This window comes from Bacillus sp. AR2-1, assembly GCF_008368755.1.
Taxonomy (GTDB): Bacteria; Bacillota; Bacilli; order Bacillales; family Bacillaceae_G; genus Bacillus_A; species Bacillus_A wiedmannii.
Genome location: NZ_QORY01000015.1, coordinates 41,823 through 63,205 on the forward strand (window position 1 = coordinate 41,823; position 21,383 = coordinate 63,205).

The following is a 21,383-nucleotide window of genomic DNA, read 5'->3' on the forward strand; positions in this document are numbered from 1 at the left end:
TATATATAGTTTACAGATAAACGAGATGAATTACAACCTTTTAGAATAAACCTACTGCTTTTCCATCTTCATTTACATCCATTTGTAGTGCTGCTGGCTGTTTTGGAAGGCCCGGCATTGTTAACATTGTTCCTGTTAACGCAACGATAAACCCTGCACCAATTGATGGTTTTAGCTCACGAATTGTAACGATAAAGTCAGACGGACGACCTAATTTTGTTGCATCGTCAGAAAGAGAGTATTGTGTTTTAGCCATACAAATTGGTAGGTTACTCCATCCTTCTCCTTCATATTGAGCTAATTGCTTACGTGCTTTCGGAGCAAATTCAATATCTTTTGCACCATACACTTTTTGAGCAATTGTACGGATTTTTTCTTCTAATGGTAATTCTAATTCATAAAGTGGTGCGTAGTTGTTCTCACCTTTTTCAATTTCTTTTAATACTTTTTCAGCAAGGTCAACTCCGCCTTGGCCACCCTTCTCCCAAACTTCCGTTAAGGATACTGCATAGTCACGCTCATTGCACCAATCTTGTAAGTATGCAACTTCTGCATCTGTATCTGTAATAAATTTATTAATTGCAATTACGAAAGGCACACCGAAGCTTTGAATTGTTTCAACATGCTTCTGTAAGTTTTCCATACCTTTTGCTAATGCATCTACATTTTCTTCTTTTAATTGATCTTTTGCTACGCCACCATGCATTTTAAGCGCACGAATAGTTGCAACAATAACAACTGCTTCTGGTTTAATGCCGGCTGCACGAGCTTTAATATCTAAAAACTTCTCTGCACCTAAATCAGCACCGAATCCAGCTTCTGTAATAACATAATCACCTAATTTTGCGGCCATTGTTGTAGCGATAACACTGTTACAACCGTGAGCGATATTCGCAAATGGTCCACCGTGAATGATAGCTGGTGTATTTTCTAACGTTTGCACTAAGTTTGGTTTTAATGCGTCTTTTAATAATAATGTTAACGCACCTTCTACACCTAAATCTTTAACCGTTACAGGTTGATTTGCAAAGTTATAAGCAACTACGATGCGAGATAGACGAGCTTTTAAATCTTGAATATCTGTTGCAAGGCAGAATACGGCCATAATTTCAGATGCTACTGTAATATCAAAACCGTCTTCACGTGGTACACCTTGAACTGGTCCACCAAGACCAATTACTACGTTACGTAGGGCACGATCATTTAAGTCAACACAGCGTTTCCAAACGATTTTACGCGTATCAATTCCAAGTGTGTTTCCTTGTTGGATATGATTATCAATAAACGCCGCTAACGCGTTATTAGCAGTTGTGATCGCATGAATATCTCCAGTAAAGTGAAGGTTAATGTCTTCCATAGGTACAACCTGTGAAAAACCGCCACCTGCTGCCCCGCCTTTTAGTCCCATCGTTGGTCCAAGAGATGGTTCGCGAAGTGCAATTACTGTTTTCTTACCAATTTTATTAAAAGCTTGACCTAAACCAACTGTTACTGTTGATTTACCTTCTCCAGCTGGAGTTGGGTTAATCGCTGTTACTAAAACAACTTTACCGTCTTTCTCATCCTGTAAGCGCTTAAAAATATCAAGAGATAACTTACCTTTATAATGCCCGTATGGCTCTAATTCATCTTCTAAAATATTTAATTCAGCTGCAATTTCTTGAATCTTCTTCATACTCGCTTCTTGCGCGATTTCAATATCGGATTTAACTGTTGTAGTAGTTGTCATATACCCTAGTCCCCCTTTAATTGGTTCTGATGATATTGTATCAGTTTTTTGTATTTTCTGCACTTATTTACCCCCTAAAAATTCTTTCATTTCTTTATGCGTTTTTTAACATAAATACCCATAAGAATGTTAACGATTGTTGTAACTCGATAGGTAGTTGACCTAGCATCTTCTCATTTACTCCGCGCTTATATACACCGATGCCATCTACAGCTTCAAAACCTTGTTCTTTCGCTAACTGTTCAAACTCCCAAGGCATCATCGTATTACAAACAACGTCTTTGCCATATAAACGAGGATAACTGTTCTCTCGAGGCTTTGCTGTCGGTCCTAAAATTGCAATACATGCATACCCATCTCTTTTTAAAACGCGCTTTATCTCATTTAATGCTCGTAATGGTTCCTCGGTCCATTCTAAAGAATTTATTGCCATAATTGATTCAAATTGCTCATTTTCAAATGGTAAGGAAGAAAGATCCCCTTTTATAAAAGATAAATTCGGTCCTTCTCCACGCTCCTTCCCTTTTTGAATCATCACTTCTGATAAATCTACTCCAACTGCTTTATAGCCCGCGCGACTTAATTTATATGTACCATATCCATCCCCACAACCAACATCGAGCACCTGAGCTTCTTTCTTCACATACTGTTCAAAAAACGGAATAATTGTACTCCTACTCCCGCTGTCCCACATCTCTTGACTATTTTGATTCCAAAATTCTGCACTACTATCCCATTTTTTCTCTGCTGATTCATGCCAATTAAATTTCGTCATACATTCCCCTGCCTTCACGTTTTATCATTCATTTCATTCTACATCATTTTCCAAAATTCCTGTTTATCTTCATTAGGAGATGTACAAGCTAATAACGGAATCTTTATTCTCCAATTTTTTCTTTACTTGGGTTTAACTCATACTCATGTTCTTCTCTTTGTGTAAGATACTATAGGTACACCCAATTGAAAGAGAGGGATGTACATGCGAAGAAAGAGAAATCATCATTTTAAAAGTGGTGAAAAACACGAAGAGTATGCAGCTGAAATATCACCAGCTGGCATACCAATTAGACATAAGCGTAAAGAAATTGCAAATGAAATAGAAGGTACAAACACCGGTGCAATGGTAGGCTATGTCGCTTTATTTCTTTCGCTTTTCTCAATTGCATTTTATCCAGTTACACTCGGCTCTCTTGCGATTTTAGTCGGCTTATTAGCTGTCAATTTCGGAGCAAGAACACTTGGATATACAGCAATTGGTTTTGGTAGTTTTTCCGTTTTATTTACTTTACTCTATCCGCTTTCTTTGTCAGCGTTTTAAAAAAACACACCAAGTTATACTTGGTGTGTTCATTCGTGATACAACATAATATGACCGCATCCACAGCAATGTTTCGCTGTAATTTCTTGAAACACTGGATAATTTTCTTCATCCCTATGTTCAATAAACACCTTTTCAAAACGGTACATGTTTGGCGCATATGCCCAATCTTGTTTCGTACGTGCATACAAAGTTGAGGAAAAAAACTCCTCACCACCGCAAACGATACATGTATTCTTCATTACTATCCCTCCTATGCTTGTCTTACTTCATCTATATGAACATAAGCATAAGAAAAAGACCTTCCATTACTAGAAAGTCTTCTCTGAAACAAAAAGAAATGTACCAAACATTCCTACTCCGCTATATTCTTTCGTAACACCAGCTTCTGTTTTAAATGTTTGCTTTGCAGTCATAAAGAATACGCCATTTCGTGCATCTGTACTTTCAAATTGTAATTTTTCTTTTTTACCATCTACATTTTGTGTGCATTCAAAACTACTCTCATCACATTTCAATGCATACTTATCCTCTACATATACTTTAAAATCCGATTCTTTCGGACAAGTAATAAGTAAAATCGCTACGAGAATAATACTTACAATACCCACAATTGTATAATATTTCTTCATTTGTACTCCTTTCAAATGACAAGAAAACTTGACTTCATGCGCCAAGTTTTCTTAGTCCACAACCCATTGCCATTCTTGTTCTTTCTTATCAAAAATAAGCCAGCCTGTCTCTGTTGCTTCTTCTTTCAATTCATCGATATTATCTAGCACCTCATCCGTACTTTCATACGAACCAACTACATATACCGGAATTTCAAGACCTCTTCTTGACTCAATTTTCCCTGCTAGATCAATATAAAGACCATCCTCCATTAATGGAAGAAGCCCCATGATCACTTCTTTCGAAATTGCTGGGAAAATTTTTGATTTTTGGAACAAAGAAAAACGTTTCTTACCAAAAGCACCGAGTTTATAAGGAATGACTTTACTTAACATCCCTACAAAGTCAGCAATTCTACGATAATACACTTTGTTGTACCATCCGTCATCATGTGAAAAATAAACAAATCTATTTTTCAATAGCGGAAAGAATGTTCTTGCAAGTGGTTCTTTTTTGTGAGCCAAATATAAAAGCTCTGCAATTTCTTTTGGCTCTAATTCATCTAAATCGCTTGCATCATCAAAATCTACCCAACAAAATTCATCAAATTCATCAATCTCTGCTTGAATTAGCTTATGTATATTTTCTTCCTCAACATATTCAAATAAAGTATGATAATGAAAATCTGTCCATTCAAAGTTATGCTTCAAAAGCAACACTTGATGAAGCGGTGAAGGGATGTTACTTGCAAACTCTTTAAACGTAATTCCTGATGTAATAAAACAATGACCCCGACGATTACCATTAATATATATCATATTCTTTACTTGGTCAGATCCTCCAGACAAAGCACCTAGCCACCTTCGTTTTATATGTTTCAATTCTATAGCATATTTTAACATGAAAAATTTTAGAAACATAGAAAAAAATTCAAAAACTATTTACAATTTCATGTGTTTTATTACATAGTGATTACAAGAAAAAACACCTGCTCGTGAGCAGGTGTTTTTAAAGGATTTCATCTGGGTTTTGAGGATGATGATTTTCCTCTTTCTTTTCATCTTTTTGGAACATCGATTGAATTTTATCAATTGTTTGTGGAGCTAATTCAATCATTTTTTCTGCTAAATGTGTCGCATTTTGTAGATGCAGAATATTTACTCCATCTTTATTCACTACAAGAAATGCTACTGGTGTAATAGAAACACCACCCGCGCTACCGCCACCAAATGCAGGGTTACCGTTTGCTCTTTGTCCATCATTCGTTTGGAAATCAGAACCTCCTGCTCCAAAACCGAACGCTACTTTAGAAACCGTTAACACCACACCACCGTCAGCCGTTTGAACAGGCTCTCCAACAATCGTATTTACATCAACCATTTCTTTTAAATTTTCCATTGCTGCTTTCATTAACCCTTGAATTGGATGATCCACCGTTCATAACCTCCTTTGTCATATCTTTCCTAGTTTTTCCGAAAGTTTGTGAACTAAACATAAAATTTTATATTGATTTCAAAAAACTTAAGTTGTAATATTTAGAAAAATAAAAAAAGAGGTCGATTCGTTATGATGCGAAAATTAATAAAGAAAGATCATGAACAAGTATTTTCCTTTCTAAAAGAAGAAGCAGCCCTTAACTTATTTATTATTGGAGATATTGAGGCTTTCGGTTATGATACAGATTTCCAAGAACTATGGGGAGTATTTAAGGAGGATGGAACATTACAATCGATTTTACTCCGCTTCCATGATGCATTCATACCATATAGTAAAGAAGCATTTGTTACATCTGATTATGAGACGCTTCTTTCCTCATATATGCCGCTTAAACTATCTGGCAAGTCAACTATCGTAGAAAAATTTGAAACTTCTCCTGCTATTCAACTAGGTGCCAAAAGTGATATGTATTTTTGTGAATGTCTAAATGGCAACAGCTTACCTGACACGCCTATTCATGAAACGATTAAGCTTGCATCAATAGATGATGTAGATCGAATTATGCAATTAAGAAGTAGCATCGATGAATTCCCGACTGCTCATGAATCAGAAAAAATGTTAAGGCAAGCTCTCGAAACAAATACGGGACGTACTTATTATATTGAAAAAGACGGCGTAATCATCGCATCCGCCTCTACTTCCGCTGAAAATTCATTATCCGCTATGGTTGTTGGCGTATGTACACACCCGAATTATCGCGGAAATGGCTACGCTTCACTCATATTACAAAAAATGATTCAAGACTTTACAAAAGAAGGCCGAACACTTTGTTTATTTTATAACAATCCAGCTGCTGGACGAATTTATAAACGACTAGGATTTAAAGACATTGGCATGTGGACGATGTATCGATAATAAGAAGTACTCTATAAGAGGAAATAGTTGTAACTTAGCAATAAAAGCAGATTACACAAAAACTTCACACCGTTATTATGAAGATGGAAAAACTACTTGCGGAGCAATACTCTAACTAAAACATGTTATGTATTCAAGCTAAATTTAGATAGATAAACGCCCCAATTGTTGCACCTACTCCAGCAATTGGGGCGTTTACCCTCAAATTCTTTCCACTATATTTATGAAACATTTATTCCACTTATGTCGCTATTATCATTACGTGCAAATGCTCTTTTTAATATTACTGCTTCTTATTATACTGTGCTTTAAAATCAATATATTCCTGTCTCGCGTCCTGATTATTACCTTGTTGACTATCAAAGTATGTGTGTATTTGTGATATGTGTTCTACTGACTTTCCTTCTTCATTTCTCTTTTTATAATTCACTACAATACTCACTTCCAATATCTGCTCTGAGCCCTTTGTAAACTCAATATGCAGTGCGATCGATCCACCACCATATTCATCATATTGTATTTTCAACTTATCATTAATAATATTTTGAAACTCTGATTCAGTTAGTGTATATCCAACAGTACTAGGCTGACCAAACTTTTTTATATCACCTCCTGGCTTCATCTTTAGTTTCCCTATCCCTTTTAAACGATCTACAATTAGGTTCACGTATGAAACATCCAGACTTGAATCCGTACTTTGTACCTGTCCATTCTCATAACTAATATTTGTACTATAATTAACTTCTTCTTTATAATTTTTATTATCTACTTCCGAGGTAATTTCTTGTGTTGTATTTCCATATAAACTTTTATCTTTCGTATTATATATGCCTTTCGAAGTTTGATAGATTGTTTTACTGTGCTCTCCATCTTCCTTTTGCTCATATGTACTATATATACCTCTTTGTTTCACATACGCATATCCATCATCACTCGCAGACATAACCTTTTTCATATCACCTTCATCCAAAGCTTTGACAAATGGCTCATATTCTATCTTTTTTTCAAAAAAACTACATGCTTGTAGTAGGCTGATTGTTATTATGATAGTAATCATTTTAGAAACCTTTTTTGTGTTCATTTCATCATCACACTACCCACTCTACATTTTCGATCAGATAACCTTCTAATCACTTTAATCACCTTACATAATTAAATTTTCTTTTAGAAGTTAAAATACTCTCCTGTAAATAATTACTTTTCTATCATCAAAACTTACAATACGCACTTTCTTTATGCCTTACGTTTCGATTTACTTTTTTTATTTTTCTTTTGATATCTTGGAGTTTCTCTTTTATATTGCTCCCACGTTTTATTAAATGATGGAAATTTAAATCTGCAATATGCTAATAGCTGAAATTCAGCTGCACCGATTGCTATCGTATACATTAAAAAGGTCCCTACTACATACATAAATAAATCATCAAACCCATAATCGTTATGAAAATATATCAAAATAAGAATAGTTACTGCGTATAGTGTAGCCCACTTCATCATCTTCCCTTTTGTTTTACTAAAGAAAGAAGCAGACCTCTCATCCATACTAAACGCACCTTCACTTGCCAATTTAAATGTATCTATTGTTGTTACGATATGAAAAATTACTGCTCCTAAAAGCAATAAACCCGCATACAGTATTGTAATCCAATCAATTGAATTATTAGCCATTTTGGTAACAGTCAAAGCAATAGGAGCTATTGTTGCCAATTGGAATGAACATAATAATACGACAAGGGTTTGTAGTTTTTGAAATTTAAATTGAGCTATCGGAAATGAATAAAAAACGAAAAGAATTATTTGTATAATATATAACAATACTTCTAACTTAACAATTCCTATATTAAAGAGAAGCATGCAGTAATCCCACCCAGCTGATAAAACAATAGAAAAAATTGTGATTGAACTAAATAGTATTCCTCCAAACATAAATCCTGTAGCCCCCTCAGGACTTAAACGATCATTACATGTCATCCTAAACTTATCTAAATCTTCTTCTTTTATATTCCACATCCTGGCTCTTCACCTTCTATATGTTTCAATTATTTTGCGCGCACTAAAATTCTATTAATATATTATTTATTTTTCGTTTTGAATTTCTTATTTCGCTTTCGAATTCTCCCACGCATTCTCTCATTCTCTTCCCACGTTATATGAAATGACTTGAATTTGAATCTACAGTACACTAAGAGCTGGAATTCAGCTGCTCCGATGGCTACTGCATGCATTACAATTGTCCCTACTACATACAAAATTAACGTATCAAAGTCATAATCATTATGGAAATAAATGATTATTAGAAGGACTAAGTTATATACCATGCTACCTTTTATCATTCTTTCTTTTGTTTCACTAAAAAATGATTGAGACCTCTCATCCATACTAAATGCACCTTCACTTGCTTGCTTAAACGTATCAATTGTTGTCACAATATGAACGATAACGGCTCCTATAAATAATAACCCTACACAAATTAAAGTCATTCGATCAATTGAATAGTCAGTCATTCCAGGAAGAACTAACGCTGTAAATGTTATTGTACCTAATTGAAATGCATATAATAATACAACGAGCGTTTGTAACTTTTGAAATTTATAACGTGCTTTTGGAAAGGAATATAGAATTAAAAAGATGAATTGTAAGCTATATAAAACAATTTCAATTTTAACAATTGTTTTGTCAAAGAAAGTATTATAATACTCCAAGCCCCCCATAAAAATAAAAAACATAAATACTGAAGTATAAACTATCCCTCCAATAAAGAAAACCATAGCACCCTCAGAGCTTAAACGATCTTTACATGTCATTCTAAATTTTTCTAAATCTTCTTCTTTTATATTCCACATCCTGACTTTTCACCTTCTAAACAGTTTAAATAATTCTCATACACTTAAATTCTATTGCACCCTTACTTGCTTTTCGTTTTGGATTTTGTATTTCGCTTTCGAAATCTTCCACGCATTCTCTCATTCTCTTCCCATGTCATATTAAATGATTTAAATTTGAATCTACAGTACACTAGAAGTTGGAATTCAGCTGCACCTATGGCCACCGCATACATTAAAATTGTCCCTACTACATATAAAATTAATGTATTAAAGTTATAATCATTATGAAAATAAATGATTATAAGAAGAACTGATATATATATATCATGCTACCTTTTATCATTCTTCCTTTTGTTTCACTAAAAAATGAACGAGACCTCTCATCCATGCTAAACGCACCTTCACTTGCTTGTTTAAACGTATCAATTGTTGTCACAATATGAAATATCACTGCTCCTATAAATAATAACCCTACACAAATTAAGGTCATTCGATCAATTGAATAGTCAGTCATTCCAGGAAGAACTAACATTGTAAATGTAATTGTTCCTAATTGAAATGCATATAATAATACAACGAGCGTTTGTAACTTTTGAAATTTATAACGTGCTTTTGGAAAGGAATATAGTATTAGAAAAATTATCTGCAAGCCATACAACACAAGTTCAATACTAACCAGTGTTTTTTCAAACATAGTAGTATAAAAACCCCAACCAAACTTCACCAATGCTCCTATAATAAATAGCATCATTAATGAATCGATAATTATTGTTCCTAGCATAAATCCCTTCGCACCTTCAGGACTTAAACGCCTTCTGCTTGTCATCCGAAATTCTTCTAAATCTTCCTCTTTTATATTCCACATCCTGACTTTTCACCTTCTATACAGTTTAAATAATTTTCATTCACTACCATTACATTCTTATTCACTTTTCGTTTTAGGTTTTGTATTTCGCTTTCGCATTCTCTCATCCTCTTCCCACGTCATATTAAATGACTTAAATTTAAATCTACAGTACGCCAATAGTTGGAATTCTGCTGCCCCAATGGCTACTGTATACATTAAAAAAGTACCTATTACATATCCAATTAAAGTATCAAACGCATAATCATTGTGAAAATAAATCAAAATAAGAAGGATTAATGTGTATATTGAAGCAACTTTCATCATAGTTTCTTTTGTTTTACTAAAAAAGGAAGCGGATCTTTCATTCATACTAAGCGCACCTTCACTTGCTTGTTTAAACGTATCAATCGTTGTCACAATATGAACAATCACTGCTCCTAAAAATAAGAAACCTACATATACTAATGTAATTCGGTCAATTGTATAATCAGACATTCCAGGAAGAATCAGAGCTGTGAATAATATTGTACCTAATTGAAATGCATATAATAATATGACAATCGTTTGGAACTTTTGAAATTTAAATCGAGCTTTTGGAAATGAATATAGAATTAAAAAAATTATTTGCAAGCTATATAGCACAAGTTCCATTCTAACGATTGTTTTCTCAAAGAAAGTAGTATAATAGTCCCAACTAAAGGTTACTAAAGTACCAATAAGAAAAAACATCATAACTGAAACATATACTATGGTTCCTATCATAAAACCTAAAGCAGCCTCAGGGCTTAATCTATGTTTACATGTCATCCGAAATTTATCTAAATTTTCTTCTTTTATATTCCACATCTAGTTACACACCTCTAACTACTTTTTGGGTATATATCACTATGAATCAATTAATTTCTAAATGCGATAGCTGACAACAACCAATCGTCCTTTTTACAATTTGAGTGATGCTTATTAAATTTAAAAACGATAATACTTTATAGTGAACTTTCATAATCACTACCCCTTATACAAGGTTTTAATTCTTCACAAATAGATTCTTCCACCATAAAAAACAATCTATTACTATTATCATTTCAGTTTTTATTTTGCTTCTGTTCTTTCTCCCTTATTCTTTTTCTATTTGCTATAAATTCTTGGCGATCCTTTTCATGTTGTTCCCACGTAATATTAAATGATGGGAATTTGAAACGACAATACACCAATAGGACAAATTCTACAGATGCAACGGCAAATACATATAATATAATTGTTTGTAAAAAATAAAACACCATCGGTTTTAGCGCAAAACGAATACTTGCAAAGATCAATATCAATAGGACAACTATATAAATTACCATTCCAATGAACATCCAGAGTTTTGTATTAGTAAAAAATGAGACTGATTCCCCTTCCAACTTATAGCCTCCATATTTTGCTTTTTTAAAAGTATGGATTGTAATTACAATATGGGTAGTAATCGCTCCTAATAATAATAAACCTATATAATATACGGTTAAATTTTCACAAGTATATCCAAATATCGCTTCAATTAATACATAAGCATACCCTACCGTTGCAACCTGAAACGAGTTAAACACAATTACAATGGCTTGTAACTTTTGTAATTTAAATCTTAATTTCGGAAATGAATAGATAATCAAAAAAAGGATTTGCAGAATATATAATACTAACTCTACAGAAACAAATATTTGTTCAAAAGATTTTGGATAAGCCTCCCAACCAAGTTGTAAAAAACCCAAAATAATAAAAAACATCGGTAATGAAGCGTATACAAAAACTCCAACTAAAAAGGCCATTACACCATCAGGACTTAATCGGTTTTTATTTGTAATTTGAAAAAAACCTAAATCTTCTTCTTTTATTTTCCGCATTCAAGTGCCCCACCTTTAACCACATTCATTTAAGTCATGTAGATTAAAAATAAAAACCTTCTCATTTTAACGAAAAGAGAAGGTTTTCTTGCTGTTATACATTCATGCTATATACAAAACTTTCCCTCTTCAAATAACGTATTATAGTTGTTAATCTTTGGATTTTTATTTCCGCTATTGATTTAGGCATTTTTACTTTTCTTAAAAAATACCAAATATGCAAATAATGACGAGATTAAGAGGAATACACCCGCCCCTATACCCTCATATATTTTAAAATAAACAGCAGCAATTATCACAAATATGGACATTATTATTATTAGAATCATTGTATATTTCATTATAAATTCTAACACTTTATAGATAGATACTATTGTCCTTTCAAAATAAGAACAGAGCGAACTGCAGAACGTAACTACTACCCATTCAGATTGATCCAACTGAAAAATCTCATGTCGAATTATTCAATCAATTACATATAGATCTTAGAATAAAAAACCTCCTCATTCTAACCAGAAGAGAAGGTTCTATTAATCTCAGATATTCTTACATTATAATAATGATTCTTTTTAAGCTATTTCATAATGCTCTGCTATTGTTTTACACATCTTTTTATATTCCAGCATCCACTCTGCTATTTCTTCTTTCTCTTCGTCAGTGGATTTTTTCTTATATTTAAAATCAATCACTTTCATATCCAAAAATACTTCTTCTTCCATTTCTTCATCTACCGGAATACATTGGATAATAACTTTTGTTGTGTTTGAAACCTGTACAAAAATTTCAAATGTACCAACAAACATAGCAACCGTTCGGGATAATTCTTTATTACTAATATATAAAATCGCTGCAAGTTCTTCTGCAATTTAGGTATATAAACAATATATCAAGCATTTCAACAGCTATTATGCAATCATCCACCGATACTTTATCCAATATTTTCTGTTCAATTAATCCCCCAGTTTTATCCCCACACTCTTACTGAAAGTACAAAGGTTTTTCTTTTGAAAATAACCACATATGTAGGCTAGGCCCCTTACTACTAAAAACAACAATTAGAACTCTTAATTCAAGAATACCTTTATATTCTTCTATAAAACAAAACTAAAATTAGGGTTTTACTTTTCATATCTTTATTATTAAAAGTGTACTAAATTATTATTGTGTATCTACTGCAATTTTTATTTCAACATACTGTAACTCTTCATCACCACTAAAAATATGGTAAATAGGTGAGATCATATCAAGTTCATTATCTTCCATATACTGAAGAATCTCAGCATATGCATACTCTGTTAATGTTTCAAAATCTCCTGCATATCTTTTCATTAACATGTTATCAACATAGTAATAACTTCGAAACTTCATTGTTTCTGATTTAGGAATACTACTCTCATATACTGGCATAAATAATTCAATAAACATATCTCCATCTGATGGTACATTTTTCAGGGCATAAAACATTGGGCCTTTGACCGTTAAATTCGCTTGCGCAATTTCTGTCAATAAATCTTCTATTACTTTTTCCATATCAGTATAGTGAAAAAAATATTCTCTCGATACAACATTTGTATAAGCAATGCTTTGTTCCTCAACTATCATCGCACTAATTCACCTACTTCAATAATAGGAGCATAAATATCCAACCACATATCACCATATACATCTAAACATACGTGATAAAAGCTACTATCTAATTTCATATGATTCTGTTCAGCAAATTCATTTAAAACACGATAAGCGTCTTCAATATCACCATCTTCATCTGAGAATCTAACACAAAGTGCTTCTTCAATAAGAATTGCATCAATATACTCATACGGTGAATCCTCTTCCATATTTACCCTTACATTTACTGGGACACAATACATATATTCACCATATTCTGGTTCATTCTCTAATGGTGAATACGTAAAAAGAACAGGTCCTATTGGGTATATATCGTTATGAACTACTTGATTTCTAAGTGCGATAGCTGGTAACAACCAATCATCTTTTTTTACTATTTGAGTGATGCTTATTAAATTTAAAAGCGATAATGCTTTATACTGAACTTTCATAATCTCTACCCCTTATACAGTGATTTATTTATTTCTTCACAAATAGATTCTTCCACGCACATAAAAAAAACAGTTTATGACTATCATTTACAAATCTCATTTCAATTTTTATTTTTATTTTGTTCTTTTTCTCTGATTCTTTTTCTATTTGCTATAAATTCTTGGCGTTCCTTTTCATGTTGTTCCCACGTAATATTAAATGATGGGAATTTGAAGCGACAATACACTAACAGGACGAATTCTGCTGATACTACAGCAAATGTATATAATATTATTGTTTGTACAACATAAATTGCCATTTGGCTAAATGTATAATTAAGATTTAAAAAAATTAATATAAGTAGAACCATTACACCAATTGTCATTCCAATCGATAAATATAATTTTGCGTTAGTAAAAAATGAGACGGCTGGTCCTTCCGATTTATATCCTCCATGTTTTGCCTTTTTAAAAACATCAATTGTAGTTACAATGTGAGTACAAAGCGCCCCTAACGTTATTAAACCAATATAAACTAACGTTTTATTATTACTTGGAAAATCAAACATTCCTTCAACCATCATAACAATAAATGGTAATGTTGCTAATTGAAAAGAATAAAATAAAGTCACGATGGCTTGGAGTTTCTGTAATTTAAAAGCAACCTTTGAAGACATGAAAATTATTAAAAAAATCAACTCCAAAATGTACAACTTTACCTCAGATCGTACCAAAAATGTTTCAAATGGTGTTAAAGAAATCTTATCACCGTTCAGCAAAACACCTAAAAACATGATGAGCATAGGTATAGAAGTATATGCAAAAACTCCTACATAAAAGATTCTTATATAATCCGGACTTAATCTGTTTCTATTTTCAATTTCAAAAAGGCCCAAATCTTCTTCCTTTATCTTTAGCATTCATTTATCCTACCTTCTAATTTTATATAAATTACCAAAATATTGATTTCAATTTTTTAAGGACCTTTGCATTTTCTTTCGTAAACTCTTTATAATTTCCAGACTTTAAATTATCGTTCATATTTACCGCCCATTTTACTAATTTCTTTGTTCCGCTAACTACACTTTCACCTCCTAATATACTAAGTTTCTCATTCACCAGTAATGAGGCTCCAATCCCCACCACTGCACCTATAGCTCCTCCTGCCAAGGTTCCAAGTGGTCCCACAGCAGTCCCAATCGCTGCTCCAGTTGCTGCTGCTCCCGCTGCATATGCTAAGTCCACACCTGTATCTAATGCAACATCTCTTACATCCTGTAGCTGAAATCCATCATCTTGTGACTTTATAGCATTATCTACAACTGTCAGCCCTGTTCCAATAATTGCCACACTTTTGAAGAGCGTCCCAGTACCTTTGAGTTTTTTAAATGTCTCTGGCCATTTCTTAAAATTGAATTCGTCAATGCTCTTTTGAAATTCGGTCCCAAATGAATCTGTCCATCTATTTTTAAATGCTTTTAAAAAACCTTCTTCCTTCCGAGTCATCATAAAATCTTCACCCGCTTTAAATTCAGGAAATTTATAAATATCTTTTTTTGCTTGTTTTATTACATTTCTTGTTTCGTTGTTGTACTTGACTTTAAATTTATCTTTAAAAATAAATTTAAAAATAGCATCTTCATTTGCATCTGTAGCTAAAAGTTTGGAAGCCGCTACAATATCGGCATCGTTTAAAGTTTTAAATACATATGCCCCTTTTCCTTTTCGAGCATTAACATCAAAATCAACACCAAATCCCAAATTTTTTTTCATGTAAACCAGACGTAAATAACCAGAAAATAATCCGACTACTCCTTTTTTCGCTTTACCCGTATATCCCGCAATCATTTTAGCTACCCCAACTATAGATGCGAAGGTTCCTTCAGACAGAAGTTTTTCGGTTGTATCACTAGAAAAGTTCCCTTCAGTCTCTTGTATTTGTCTCATAGCACCATCTAATCCGCGTAACATGTCATCAAAATTTTGAAGATCATTTTGTTGACTATTGTAAGCCTCTAGTTTTTCTAACGTATCACTGATTTCTTTTTGACTTTTTTCAACCCCTTCAGAAATTCCTGATGATGAGGGATAATGGATCGGAACAATATCATTAATTGAACTGATAGTCTGTTGTGCTAATTCATTTGATTGATTAAAACTGTTACTATACCCATTAATTTTTTGCTTTACATTATCTAAATAACTCCCATAAATTTTCGTATCTGCATCACTATCAACAGAACTATTAAAATCTTCTATTGCTTTTTCAAATTGCATACTTAAGCTTTCTGCTGCGACCATACACCCTGAAATAACACTTCCATGAACTCTAGATAAATGGCCTTTAATTCCATCAGCAGCAGCACCTTGAAATGAATTAATCTCACTAAAATCCGCTATCTTTCCTAATAATGATTCAAACTGTTGATTCAACTCAGTGGCACTTGCTTGAAATCTATTCTGAAGTTCTTTTACTTCTTGTAACTCTATATTTTTATCCACGTTTCTCCCTCCCTATTTTGCATGATAATTTGAATCTATCATTCTTAATTGCTTCTCAAGTTGTTCGTCTTTTTCAACTATTTTCTCCCCAGTTTGTTGTATTTTATTTAAGTCATTTTCTAATATTTGTTCGTATCGTTGCACCTTTTGAGATAACTGTTCAATTGCTTCACAATATTGAATCAGTCTAGTCAAATTTGTACGACTCAACTTCATATCATTAAATTTCGGTTTCCCTAAATCACTAGCACCACTTTTCAAATCACTTACTTTCGCGTCAAATACCCCTTTATTTAATTTAATTTCCCCCATTTATCATTTCCCCGCCTTCTGTACTTCTACTTGAATACTAGCGTCAACCATTGAAACACTTCTACTTAGAGAAAGAATACTAGACTCACATGTAGCGATTTCTCTTTCAAGCCGCTGTATGGCTTGATCGATGTCTTCTTGCACTCTTCCTAGTTCTCCGATAAATTTCCCTAAATTCGAAATGACTTGTTGTTCATACGTTTCTTTAAAAGTAGTTGCTCTTTGCCCTTTCCAACTACTTTCGTTTATTTCTAAAGACTTAAACTGCTCTTGATTTTGTTTAATTGCTTCAAGATTATTTACAAATTTCCCCTTAGCAGTTATTAGCCTTCGTAGTTTCATTTGTAATTCAGCCAATTGCCCTTGTTGATGACTTATACTACTTAATAAACCAGATTTTTGACTATTTAATTCCTCTATCCCCATGCAAATCCCCCCTTAAATAGTTGGCACTTTAATTCTAGTAGCAAAACGATTTTCAACAAAATACCCTTCAAATGGATTTAATTTTGTACTACTTAAATCTTTATTAGATACATCGAAGACCATTTGGCCTGATGATTTTCTAAGTAAAATAACATGAGATTGCGTTTTTATTGTTTTTGAAACTAAGTCGTATCGACTGTCAATCGAATCAACATCACAGCCAATTACGAAGTGGATGCCCATAAATGCACCATTTGTTATTAATTCCGCCAAACTATATATATCGCTATCTTCTAAATTACTTAAAATATCATTTACATCTGCAATTACGATTACAATCGGCTTAAATTTCTTAATAAATTCTGCCGGGTTCACTGTTTCACTTGATGCTTCCTGCTCTTCTTTAAACGCCGCTTCTCTCGATTTATAAGCATTTGTAACTTGTTTAATCGTTTTCTCAATTCCTGTTTTTTCAGCTACATATAAAGCAGCGCTCTCTCTATAGTTTGAGAAATTGCGTGTTCTTGTATCAATTAAACCTAGATCAAAGTGTCCACTATCTGCTAATTGTTGAAGGAATTGATGAACTACATTTTCAACTTCATCTTTCTTAATTCCCCCTACAACAATATTAGACGCTTCCGTTAAATCTAATTCGAGAGGCGTAACGTTTTCTGTCTCTACACCAAATGTTAGTTTGCCTGCTTCAATAATTTTTCTTGTTTCTGGCCATGCAATGAATTCCTTATATTCCAGAACTTCAGGTACCATAGGAATTGCTTTCGGTCTTTCTCCATCCCAGAAGGAATCCATCTCTTTTCCTTCTGCTTGTATATTTTCAATTCGAGTAAGTACATCTTCTCCATTTGTCGGTAAAGCTGTTTGGAAGATTGTTGGTTCGTCAATTTTAACTAAACCACGGCCTGCTAATTCTTCAATTTTTAAATCTGTTCTTCCTACAATAGCTCTAGATTCTGCCTCATCTATCATATATAGAGCAATTTGTAGTTTAATATTTGTATTTACTTGTACTCTCAATGCATTTTGACGTGTAGCCGTAAGCATTAAATGAATTCCTACCGCTGCCCCTTCACGTACAATTTGTGCAATAATGCGTTCAAAGTCTTCGACAAATCCAGCTTCTCTAACAGCATCATAGTTATCTAACGTAATTAATATTGTTGGTAATACTTCTTTACTAGCTCTCTCATACATTTCAAGACTCGCAACACCATATTTACTTAGCAATTGCTTTCTATCTTTTAATAGGTCTTCTATGCGACGAAGAAACTTCTCGCATTTTTCAACTTGGTCTAATGTAATGATGTCTGCCACATGCGGTAAAGATTTTAATGGCATTAAACCATTTGTTCCGAAGTCTAATAAATACACATGCAAATGCTCCGGACTATGCTGACGAGCTACATCCATAATGACTGATTGTAAGAATGTTGATTTTCCGTAGCCTGGGCTTGAGAAGACCGCTACGTGTCCGTCTTTACTAATATCTAGTGTTAATGGTGTTTGTGATTGTAATTCAGGCTGATCTAGTAGACCAACTGTTGCTTTTAATGGTTTCTTTTCTTTCGTCCATGCTTCTTTGAACTGAATAGCGTGTAAGTCTTGTAAATATACGCTTTCTGGAAGTGGTGGTAACCACGGTCTAGCTAACGCTTCAATTTCATTTACTTCTGCGTAATCGTGAATGTAGTCAATAACAGCATCCAGTTCAGATGGTACACTTATTACTTCTTTACTGCTACCAAGTCCACTTAAGTCTTCACTTAATATTTCATATTGTCCTAAATCATTTATTGCATAGATTGTTGCGTCTAAATGTTCTTTATCTTCTTTGTTTTCTACATAGTCTGCTCCGCTCCAAGCTGATTGGAATAGTTCATAAATTTCATTATTCCCAACTTGTAAGTAAGCACGTCCTGGTAATGTAATTTCAGCAGCATCTGGTGTTTTTAAAATTTCATTACTATCTGACGTATTTTGAACTTTTAATGCTAGTTTGAATTTCGAGTTACTCCAAATTTGATCATCTACAACACCACTCGGTTTTTGCGTAGCTAATATTAAATGGATCCCGAGTGAACGACCGATACGCGCTGTTGAAACTAACTCTTTCATAAATTCTGGTTGTTCTGACTTCAGTTCCGCGAATTCATCACTTATTAAAAATAGATGTGGCATCGGTTCACTTACTAAGCCTTCTTTATACAATTTTTGATACTGATTAATATGGTTTACATCATTTTCCCCAAATAAGCGTTGTCTTTTTTGCAATTCAGCTTTAATTGATGCGAGCGCTCTCATACTTTGTGCTCCATCTAAGTTCGTAATTGTTCCTAATAAATGCGGTAAGTTTTTGAATAAATTCGCCATACCGCCGCCTTTATAGTCAATTAGTAGAAAGGCTACTTCGTAAGGATGGAAATTGACTGCTAGAGATAATATATACGATTGTATAATTTCCGATTTACCTGAACCTGTTGTACCTGCTATTAACCCGTGTGGTCCGTGTGCTTTTTCGTGTAAATTTAAGTTTACGATATCTTCTTTACCACGTAATCCAAGTGGTACAGCTAAAGATTTATGCGCTGCATTTTTCTCCCAGCGACTTGTGATATTCAGTTCTTTTACTTTCTCAACACCGTACATTTCTAAAAATGTTACACTTTCTGGGATACTATTTTTTAAGTTTTGCAAATGATTTAACGGTGCTAATGCTCGTGAAACATCTTCTAAATTGAACCCTTTCGGTACGTGATTTAGTTTAAATTGACGGTTTACAAGCTCTCCTTGTTCTAAGATGATGTTCCCTTGTTTTGCATCTCTTATGTCTATTACCGTTTTCACATGCTCCGGTAAACTTTGCATAACATCTTGTACAAATACAAGTGATACACCTAATTGACTCGGATCATCATTAAAGAATTCCATAACAACATGGTCTAGTATTAGTTTTTCATCTGTAATGAGAACGACATAGTGCGGTGCAAAGTACATTTTTTCATTCGTTGAACTTTTTTCATCTAGTTTTAATTTTCGTTCTTTCAATATTTGATACAAACTATTTAACACTTGATCACGGCTACGATCATGGTACACAAATCCACGTACATTTATATCGCGAACACTTCCATGAGGTAACCAGCGCATCCAATCCCATTTTTCTTTCTCTTCTTCAGGAAAAATAGTAATAAACTGCAAGTCATAATAACTATGGAATAATGCTGTTTGTACAACTAATAATTGTAATTGTTCTAACACTAAAGAGCGTTGTCCAATATAGCCAACCGGTCCATTTATCAAATCTGTTACAACAGGTACATCTTCCAATGATAGATAACGCTGTCTTAGTTCACGTGCTATATCTATTAATTCATCTTTCGTTTGACTAAACTCTTCTTCATTAAATTGGATTTCAAAACTTGTATTAGCTTGTCCTGTCCCAACGCTAAATGTTAAGAAATCATGATGTAGCATTGTTTTTTCATATATACGTGGATTTACTTGCACAGCCATATTACGTATCACTTCAACATTTGGATTATGATATTGTAATGCATGACGTTGCTTTTCACTTTCTGCATGTAAATCTTTCGTTTTTTGTTTTATATACTCTCTATAACTTTTATCACGTTCCACAATGTCAATTTTATATTGCTTTAAATTTTTTATATAAGATGTGACAGAAACAATAATCGTTACTAACGTCATCGCAATCGATGCAATAATAAACATTCCATATTTCATAAAGATAGCAAGTAATACTGTTACGACAATCATGACAAGAGATGGTGCAATGATTCTTGCCAAATGCTCAGTCGGTTTTGACGGCATACTTGAAGGTTTTGCAATTGTCATTTTCTCTTCTGGTTCACGGTAAATAATACGTGGTGAACGATGATAGTCTGGATAACCACTTTGATAATTCGTTTCTGATTCTACTAAAATAGGTAACGTGGATTTAACGTTCTCTTCTGAAGACAATACTTGAATATCTTCACTACCTATTTCTACTAAAACACCATCAAAATATAATTGATCTCCAGCTTCTAACATAACGCTATCTTTTAGCTTCGTATAATTATGAAATACATCCCCGGCATATACGTTCACTTTAAAAGAATCGTACAACGTTTCACGAGATAGCATTAAATCTACATTTGTCCCAGTAATAGAAATGTCATCAAAACTGTTTTGACTCAATGTAAGAGAATGTTTCGTTCCTATATCAAACACTTTATTTGTGCCAATAATAGATATAAAGATTTTTAAACTCACATCTTTAGTTTTTCCAATCTCAAATTCCTTATTGAACTCTATTAATTGATTTTGTACCATCCAAGCATTTACTTCATTATTCCACTTTAACTCTACTTCTTGTTCTAAACTTGGATTCGTAATATCATTTGTCCACTCTTTTCCAATCGACACTATTGATTGCTCATTTGGATGTAATGTGCACTTATATATTTTGTCTCCATAAGTCAATACTAATAGTTGCTCCATCCGTGTTCACTGCTCCT

At 33.3% G+C, this 21,383-nt stretch carries 22 protein-coding genes and 1 pseudogene; 2 read left to right on the forward strand and 21 right to left on the reverse strand.

Annotation, left to right across the window (positions count from 1 at the left end; translation table 11 throughout):
- Positions 1–40 precede the first annotated feature (40 nt).
- Both DT250_RS16905 and DT250_RS16910 read right to left on the reverse strand, forming a co-directional pair.
- Complete coding sequence (locus DT250_RS16905) at positions 41–1,729, reverse strand: formate--tetrahydrofolate ligase (protein WP_088081189.1); 1,689 nt, start codon at positions 1,727–1,729, stop codon at positions 41–43.
- Between the two features lie 94 nt (positions 1,730–1,823).
- Entirely contained in the window at positions 1,824–2,504 is a 681-nt protein-coding gene (locus tag DT250_RS16910; protein ID WP_149213377.1) for a class I SAM-dependent methyltransferase, read from the reverse strand.
- 204 nt (positions 2,505–2,708) lie between these two features.
- Here DT250_RS16910 and DT250_RS16915 point away from each other — a divergent pair, with 204 nt between their 5' ends.
- Positions 2,709–3,047, forward strand: coding sequence for a hypothetical protein (locus DT250_RS16915; protein ID WP_060488565.1), 339 nt, complete (start codon positions 2,709–2,711; stop codon positions 3,045–3,047).
- A 29-nt stretch (positions 3,048–3,076) separates the two neighbouring features.
- Here the strand turns inward: DT250_RS16915 and DT250_RS16920 are convergent, their stop codons facing one another.
- The 4 genes from DT250_RS16920 to ytfJ form a co-directional block, all read right to left on the reverse strand.
- Positions 3,077–3,289, reverse strand: coding sequence for a hypothetical protein (locus DT250_RS16920; protein WP_000798747.1), 213 nt, complete (start codon positions 3,287–3,289; stop codon positions 3,077–3,079).
- A gap of 69 nt (positions 3,290–3,358) precedes the next feature.
- Positions 3,359–3,679, reverse strand: coding sequence for a hypothetical protein (locus tag DT250_RS16925; protein WP_048540982.1), 321 nt, complete (start codon positions 3,677–3,679; stop codon positions 3,359–3,361).
- 51 nt (positions 3,680–3,730) lie between these two features.
- On the reverse strand, positions 3,731–4,507 hold the full coding sequence (locus DT250_RS16930) for an oxalate:formate antiporter (RefSeq protein WP_000014094.1): 777 nt from the start codon (positions 4,505–4,507) through the stop codon (positions 3,731–3,733).
- Between the two features lie 160 nt (positions 4,508–4,667).
- Positions 4,668–5,093 (reverse strand): GerW family sporulation protein, encoded by a 426-nt coding sequence (ytfJ, locus tag DT250_RS16935; protein WP_060488563.1) that lies wholly within the window; start codon positions 5,091–5,093, stop codon positions 4,668–4,670.
- A gap of 132 nt (positions 5,094–5,225) precedes the next feature.
- Between ytfJ and DT250_RS16940 the strand changes: the two genes are divergently transcribed.
- Positions 5,226–6,011: a GNAT family N-acetyltransferase gene (locus tag DT250_RS16940; RefSeq protein ID WP_149213378.1), complete on the forward strand. Its 786-nt coding sequence runs from the start codon at positions 5,226–5,228 to the stop codon at positions 6,009–6,011.
- 283 nt (positions 6,012–6,294) lie between these two features.
- Here the strand turns inward: DT250_RS16940 and DT250_RS16945 are convergent, their stop codons facing one another.
- The 15 genes and pseudogenes from DT250_RS16945 to essC all read right to left on the reverse strand — a co-directional run bounded on the left by DT250_RS16945 (position 6,295) and on the right by essC (position 21,366).
- Complete coding sequence (locus tag DT250_RS16945) at positions 6,295–7,068, reverse strand: DUF3952 domain-containing protein (RefSeq protein WP_000628355.1); 774 nt, start codon at positions 7,066–7,068, stop codon at positions 6,295–6,297.
- A 176-nt stretch (positions 7,069–7,244) separates the two neighbouring features.
- Positions 7,245–8,021, reverse strand: a complete 777-nt coding sequence (locus tag DT250_RS16950) for a hypothetical protein (RefSeq protein WP_149213379.1) — start codon at positions 8,019–8,021, stop codon at positions 7,245–7,247.
- 62 nt (positions 8,022–8,083) lie between these two features.
- Positions 8,084–8,854, reverse strand: a complete 771-nt coding sequence (locus DT250_RS16955; protein ID WP_149213380.1) for a hypothetical protein — start codon at positions 8,852–8,854, stop codon at positions 8,084–8,086.
- Positions 8,855–8,916: 62 nt separating this feature from the next.
- A pseudogene (locus DT250_RS16960) lies at positions 8,917–9,701 on the reverse strand (hypothetical protein).
- A 57-nt stretch (positions 9,702–9,758) separates the two neighbouring features.
- Complete coding sequence (locus DT250_RS16965; protein WP_149213381.1) at positions 9,759–10,529, reverse strand: hypothetical protein; 771 nt, start codon at positions 10,527–10,529, stop codon at positions 9,759–9,761.
- Between the two features lie 236 nt (positions 10,530–10,765).
- Positions 10,766–11,563 carry a hypothetical protein gene (locus tag DT250_RS16970; protein WP_149213382.1) on the reverse strand — a complete coding sequence of 266 codons (798 nt, stop codon included), beginning with the start codon at positions 11,561–11,563 and terminating at the stop codon, positions 10,766–10,768.
- Between the two features lie 182 nt (positions 11,564–11,745).
- A complete protein-coding gene (locus DT250_RS32300) occupies positions 11,746–12,003 on the reverse strand; it encodes a hypothetical protein (protein ID WP_149213383.1) in 258 nt (85 codons plus the stop codon).
- A gap of 129 nt (positions 12,004–12,132) precedes the next feature.
- Positions 12,133–12,366 (reverse strand): hypothetical protein, encoded by a 234-nt coding sequence (locus DT250_RS32305; RefSeq protein WP_236788292.1) that lies wholly within the window; start codon positions 12,364–12,366, stop codon positions 12,133–12,135.
- Between the two features lie 355 nt (positions 12,367–12,721).
- Entirely contained in the window at positions 12,722–13,165 is a 444-nt protein-coding gene (locus tag DT250_RS16985; RefSeq protein WP_062921603.1) for a DUF5085 family protein, read from the reverse strand.
- Positions 13,162–13,623 (reverse strand): DUF5085 family protein, encoded by a 462-nt coding sequence (locus DT250_RS16990; RefSeq protein WP_016088165.1) that lies wholly within the window; start codon positions 13,621–13,623, stop codon positions 13,162–13,164. Before DT250_RS16990 ends, DT250_RS16985 begins: the two co-directional genes overlap by 4 nt.
- 101 nt (positions 13,624–13,724) lie before the next feature.
- On the reverse strand, positions 13,725–14,522 hold the full coding sequence (locus tag DT250_RS16995) for a hypothetical protein (RefSeq protein ID WP_149213384.1): 798 nt from the start codon (positions 14,520–14,522) through the stop codon (positions 13,725–13,727).
- A gap of 31 nt (positions 14,523–14,553) precedes the next feature.
- Positions 14,554–16,104 carry a T7SS effector LXG polymorphic toxin gene (locus DT250_RS17000; RefSeq protein ID WP_149213385.1) on the reverse strand — a complete coding sequence of 517 codons (1,551 nt, stop codon included), beginning with the start codon at positions 16,102–16,104 and terminating at the stop codon, positions 14,554–14,556.
- 12 nt (positions 16,105–16,116) lie between these two features.
- Entirely contained in the window at positions 16,117–16,416 is a 300-nt protein-coding gene (locus DT250_RS17005) for a TIGR04197 family type VII secretion effector (protein WP_088015821.1), read from the reverse strand.
- A 3-nt stretch (positions 16,417–16,419) separates the two neighbouring features.
- Positions 16,420–16,842 (reverse strand): YwqH-like family protein, encoded by a 423-nt coding sequence (locus DT250_RS17010; RefSeq protein ID WP_149213386.1) that lies wholly within the window; start codon positions 16,840–16,842, stop codon positions 16,420–16,422.
- A gap of 12 nt (positions 16,843–16,854) precedes the next feature.
- Positions 16,855–21,366, reverse strand: coding sequence for a type VII secretion protein EssC (gene essC / locus DT250_RS17015; RefSeq protein WP_149213387.1), 4,512 nt, complete (start codon positions 21,364–21,366; stop codon positions 16,855–16,857).
- Positions 21,367–21,383 lie beyond the last annotated feature (17 nt).

What these genes read in the sequence shown, in the direction of transcription:
- DT250_RS16905 (WP_088081189.1), bottom strand. Translation starts at nt 1,729, where the DNA reads ATGACAACTACTACAACAGTTAAATCCGATATTGAAATCGCGCAAGAA.
- DT250_RS16910 (WP_149213377.1), bottom strand. Translation starts at nt 2,504, where the DNA reads ATGACGAAATTTAATTGGCATGAATCAGCAGAGAAAAAATGGGATAGT.
- DT250_RS16915 (WP_060488565.1), top strand. Translation starts at nt 2,709, where the DNA reads ATGCGAAGAAAGAGAAATCATCATTTTAAAAGTGGTGAAAAACACGAA.
- DT250_RS16920 (WP_000798747.1), bottom strand. Translation starts at nt 3,289, where the DNA reads ATGAAGAATACATGTATCGTTTGCGGTGGTGAGGAGTTTTTTTCCTCA.
- DT250_RS16925 (WP_048540982.1), bottom strand. Translation starts at nt 3,679, where the DNA reads ATGAAGAAATATTATACAATTGTGGGTATTGTAAGTATTATTCTCGTA.
- DT250_RS16940 (WP_149213378.1), top strand. Translation starts at nt 5,226, where the DNA reads ATGATGCGAAAATTAATAAAGAAAGATCATGAACAAGTATTTTCCTTT.
- DT250_RS16945 (WP_000628355.1), bottom strand. Translation starts at nt 7,068, where the DNA reads ATGATTACTATCATAATAACAATCAGCCTACTACAAGCATGTAGTTTT.
- DT250_RS16950 (WP_149213379.1), bottom strand. Translation starts at nt 8,021, where the DNA reads ATGTGGAATATAAAAGAAGAAGATTTAGATAAGTTTAGGATGACATGT.
- DT250_RS16955 (WP_149213380.1), bottom strand. Translation starts at nt 8,854, where the DNA reads ATGTGGAATATAAAAGAAGAAGATTTAGAAAAATTTAGAATGACATGT.
- DT250_RS16965 (WP_149213381.1), bottom strand. Translation starts at nt 10,529, where the DNA reads ATGTGGAATATAAAAGAAGAAAATTTAGATAAATTTCGGATGACATGT.
- DT250_RS16970 (WP_149213382.1), bottom strand. Translation starts at nt 11,563, where the DNA reads ATGCGGAAAATAAAAGAAGAAGATTTAGGTTTTTTTCAAATTACAAAT.
- DT250_RS32305 (WP_236788292.1), bottom strand. Translation starts at nt 12,366, where the DNA reads ATGTTTGTTGGTACATTTGAAATTTTTGTACAGGTTTCAAACACAACA.
- DT250_RS16985 (WP_062921603.1), bottom strand. Translation starts at nt 13,165, where the DNA reads ATGATAGTTGAGGAACAAAGCATTGCTTATACAAATGTTGTATCGAGA.
- DT250_RS16990 (WP_016088165.1), bottom strand. Translation starts at nt 13,623, where the DNA reads ATGAAAGTTCAGTATAAAGCATTATCGCTTTTAAATTTAATAAGCATC.
- DT250_RS16995 (WP_149213384.1), bottom strand. Translation starts at nt 14,522, where the DNA reads ATGCTAAAGATAAAGGAAGAAGATTTGGGCCTTTTTGAAATTGAAAAT.
- DT250_RS17005 (WP_088015821.1), bottom strand. Translation starts at nt 16,416, where the DNA reads ATGGGGGAAATTAAATTAAATAAAGGGGTATTTGACGCGAAAGTAAGT.
- DT250_RS17010 (WP_149213386.1), bottom strand. Translation starts at nt 16,842, where the DNA reads ATGGGGATAGAGGAATTAAATAGTCAAAAATCTGGTTTATTAAGTAGT.
- essC (WP_149213387.1), bottom strand. Translation starts at nt 21,366, where the DNA reads ATGGAGCAACTATTAGTATTGACTTATGGAGACAAAATATATAAGTGC.